Here is a 3,214-nt window from a genome sequence, read left to right on the forward strand (position 1 = left end):
GAACATGGGCTTAGGTGGAATTACACCAAAGCAAAAACTAGCACTTGCAGTACCAGCTTCTACTTTTAGCTTAAGTTAAAAATGGGGGGATTACCGGGTGACTAACCCAAGCTTGTTATCCAAAGAAGCAGCCATACTGATCGGCATCAATAACTTGTAGTGCCTCATTGAGATCTTTTGAGATTGGATTTGGCTCATAGGCTTGCCATTTTCCGCTGGCTCGCATCCAATAAATATGCCACAGAGCCTCAGACTGTATATACCGAAATTTTACAAACGGTCGTCGAGTTAACTCTCCTGGTTTTCCACGCCACAAAGGGCGAACTTCAAAAACACTTACAGCCTGGCCATCGATTTCGTAATCGTAATCAAGATCTTTTTTGATTTCAAGTGGAGCCAGAAGCAGACACCACTGCCCGACCAAATAGTCAATATCCCCTAGCTGTTCAATGCTAAATGCCATACCTGATTAGTTATCCCAGAAAGTAAAACTGATCAATCAATTTTATTTCAAACATAGCCATTATGAATTATGGGTGAAATGATTACAGTGGATATAGACGTCCTCAGACTAAATGAAGCTCAACTCTCTTGCCCAAGGCCGCCGCATACTTTCTTAGGGTAGTTAGGCTTGGGGAATGTTTGCCAGTAGCCAGAGAGCTTTCTAATCTAGCAATAGCCGGGGTTTGCGTTCCCATCTTTTTTGCCACTTGAGCTTGCGTTAATCCAGCCTCTTTCCTTGCCGTAAGAATCTCATCAAGAATAGCAAATTCAGTGCGATCAAGTTCTTTGACTGCGGCTTTTACAGCGGGCTTTTTAAGCATTTTGCTTATCATTTGTTTATGGGTAAGCATTTTTGTTTTCTTCTGCGTTGTCATTTTTTCCACTCCTTCATACGTGCTTTCGCAATCTTTAATTCTTTCTCAGGCGTCTTTTGAGTCTTCTTAATAAAGCTATGGAGCATCACTATTTCTTTCTCCACCATCGTACAAAAGAAAACTCGGGCGATACCTTCAGCCCCTTTAAGTCTTAATTCAAATAAGCCGCCGCCAAATGAATCCGTATGAGGCAAGCCTAAATTCGACCCATGCTCAATCATTCGAGTGGTCAATCCAATATAGCGAGCTTGAAGCGTGTCGGGAAGATTCATAATGTCTTCTTGAACCTGCTCGCTGTAATAAAGGATGGAATAGCTCATCTGTGTATGTTAACAAATTTGTTAACATTTAGCAAGAGTAAATTGTCTTTTAAAGCACCAGTCTAGAGACGGAATTAAACATCCTAGGCCCTGGTCGATTCCGCCCCGGGCCACCAAGAATCTCAATAGCCCACTAGTTGGGCTATTTTCTTTTGTGCATGCTGAGTTTATGACTATCAATGTCATAGTTTCATGCTCTAATGCTACTCAATATGATCACTATAGTTATTGCCTCCTATCGATACGGACACCTTGCCGCCCATTGCATCGAGTCCCTGCTTTCCCAAACCATATCGCCTACAAGAATTTTATTTGTTGATGATGGCGGTTTAGACTGCAACCATCTGCCAAGCTTATATCCTGATATCGAATATGTATTGAGAGAGGAGAATCTAGGGGTTGTAGATAACTTTCAAGACATTCTATCCAGAGTAGATACTGAATATGTTCTATTTATAGGGGCTGATAATTGGTTGCGTTCAGACGCGATTGAGTTGTTATCCAAGACCAGTGCCGATATTGTTACTTATGACGTTATTGTTACTGGTGAATTAAAGGAAGACATCCTCATGCGATTACCTATCCAGGCATTTCCTCATCAGGGTGATTTGTATTGGAATCGTCAGGATCAGCATCATGGATCAATGATGTATCGCACAGCTCTTGGACAAAAAATTGGATACAAAAAGAGATATGAGCATGGAGTCCACCCCCAAGAAGATTGGAATCTTTGGGATAAGATGCTCCAACAGGGCGCTACAGTAGCCAGCCTCAAGGAGGGGCTTTTATTTTATAGGAGACATCGAGAAAATTTTTTGAAATATTCTCATGAAACCTCGCAATTAAAAGAGCTAGAGGTAAATTAACTTTTGAGGGCGAGCCAGAGTCAGGCATCCTGGGCCCTGGTCGATTCCGCCCCGGGCCACCAAGATTCACAATAGCCCACTTGTTGGGCTATTTTCTTTTGAGGTCCGGAAGGGTCGGCCGCCATCGGCCTCGGATAGACCGTCTTTATCCTCGACTAAAACTGCCCCTTAAAGGGACCTACTCAATTTTTGGATGAACATCCGCCTTATTCAGTTCACTTAAAGGCCCTGTTGGCATCGTAGCCCCGACGGCATTTAATGAGTAGCCTTTTGACTGCCAATAAGCCAAGGCATAGGGCCCTGCTGGTACAACCGTAACAAAGCCGTATAAATCCTCTGGTCTAGAGCCTACAGCCTTGGCGGCGTTATTACAAATTTCAAATTTAACACCTTGTTTGGCAAAGTTACTCGCACGCTCGACTACATCTTTATATTTCGCATAGTTACGCTTGTCAAATACCACCAACTCCGGCCCATGCGACACAATTACGACCTTGATGGGCTCAAAATCATGCGGACCATATTCGGCGGTTGCTTTGAGTAATGCGGCGAGATTATTAAAAACGCCATTGACACTTTTTGGATCCTGAAAATTAAAATCCCAAACAACTTTGAGTTGCTTAACAGATTCAATATCTTGGTAGCTTTGAAACTTGGCTGTTCCGTACTGCTCTACCTCAGAGGCGGCAAAAGCATGGCCTTGAAAAATGAACACGCTCAAAATAACCAGTAGCTTTAAATAATTCATAATTTATATCCTATTAAATTGAAGCGATCATTTTGCTTTACAACACAATTTATTTACTAATACTTTTCTTATATGCTCATAACTATGCCCCAAGGGGCCAGCTGAAGTGTTTTTTGTACCTAGTAGGGTTGTCCACTACTACTCTCGGATATCCCTACCTAGAGGCGTCCTTTTAAAGGACAGTTTATTAATTGGGGATTTGTCATCCCTGCGTCCGTCAAGCGTCCATTTAAGCGACGCTCATCCATGGTCAGTGCTTGCGATGTCGTTTTAAACGACAAAATCATAAAAAGCATAAAATTAATCAATGAGAAGGATCTGCGTCGCCCTCTGCCTTAGTCTATTTGCCAGCTTGATTCATGCGGCAGTGATGCCTATTGAGCTACCAGCTAATCAATCTCA

The 3,214-nt window shown here is 42.5% G+C and carries 5 protein-coding genes; 1 reads left to right on the forward strand and 4 read right to left on the reverse strand.

Features of this window, described 5'->3' with window-relative positions:
• Positions 1-115: 115 nt before the first annotated feature.
• The 3 genes from CP950_RS09845 to CP950_RS09855 all read right to left on the reverse strand — a co-directional run bounded on the left by CP950_RS09845 (position 116) and on the right by CP950_RS09855 (position 1,198).
• Positions 116-463 (reverse strand): DUF3024 domain-containing protein, encoded by a 348-nt coding sequence (locus CP950_RS09845; RefSeq protein WP_096674872.1) that lies wholly within the window; start codon positions 461-463, stop codon positions 116-118.
• Between the two features lie 103 nt (positions 464-566).
• Positions 567-824 carry a helix-turn-helix transcriptional regulator gene (locus CP950_RS09850; protein WP_419185592.1) on the reverse strand — a complete coding sequence of 86 codons (258 nt, stop codon included), beginning with the start codon at positions 822-824 and terminating at the stop codon, positions 567-569.
• A gap of 50 nt (positions 825-874) precedes the next feature.
• Positions 875-1,198 (reverse strand): type II toxin-antitoxin system RelE/ParE family toxin, encoded by a 324-nt coding sequence (locus CP950_RS09855; protein WP_096674874.1) that lies wholly within the window; start codon positions 1,196-1,198, stop codon positions 875-877.
• 212 nt (positions 1,199-1,410) lie between these two features.
• Here CP950_RS09855 and CP950_RS09860 point away from each other — a divergent pair, with 212 nt between their 5' ends.
• Complete coding sequence (locus tag CP950_RS09860; RefSeq protein ID WP_165766450.1) at positions 1,411-2,064, forward strand: glycosyltransferase family 2 protein; 654 nt, start codon at positions 1,411-1,413, stop codon at positions 2,062-2,064.
• Between the two features lie 178 nt (positions 2,065-2,242).
• On the opposite strand, the gene CP950_RS09865 is transcribed toward CP950_RS09860, so the two are convergent.
• Positions 2,243-2,812 carry a DsrE family protein gene (locus CP950_RS09865; RefSeq protein ID WP_096674878.1) on the reverse strand — a complete coding sequence of 190 codons (570 nt, stop codon included), beginning with the start codon at positions 2,810-2,812 and terminating at the stop codon, positions 2,243-2,245.
• Positions 2,813-3,214: the final 402 nt, after the last annotated feature.

The organism is Polynucleobacter meluiroseus (assembly GCF_900205755.1).
Lineage (GTDB): Bacteria > Pseudomonadota > Gammaproteobacteria > Burkholderiales > Burkholderiaceae > Polynucleobacter > Polynucleobacter meluiroseus.

Excerpts from the sequence above, each read along its gene's own strand:
- CP950_RS09865 (WP_096674878.1), bottom strand. The coding sequence starts at position 2,812 with ATGAATTATTTAAAGCTACTGGTTATTTTGAGCGTGTTCATTTTTCAA.
- CP950_RS09860 (WP_165766450.1), top strand. The coding sequence starts at position 1,411 with ATGATCACTATAGTTATTGCCTCCTATCGATACGGACACCTTGCCGCC.
- CP950_RS09855 (WP_096674874.1), bottom strand. The coding sequence starts at position 1,198 with ATGAGCTATTCCATCCTTTATTACAGCGAGCAGGTTCAAGAAGACATT.
- CP950_RS09845 (WP_096674872.1), bottom strand. The coding sequence starts at position 463 with ATGGCATTTAGCATTGAACAGCTAGGGGATATTGACTATTTGGTCGGG.
- CP950_RS09850 (WP_419185592.1), bottom strand. The coding sequence starts at position 824 with ATGCTTAAAAAGCCCGCTGTAAAAGCCGCAGTCAAAGAACTTGATCGC.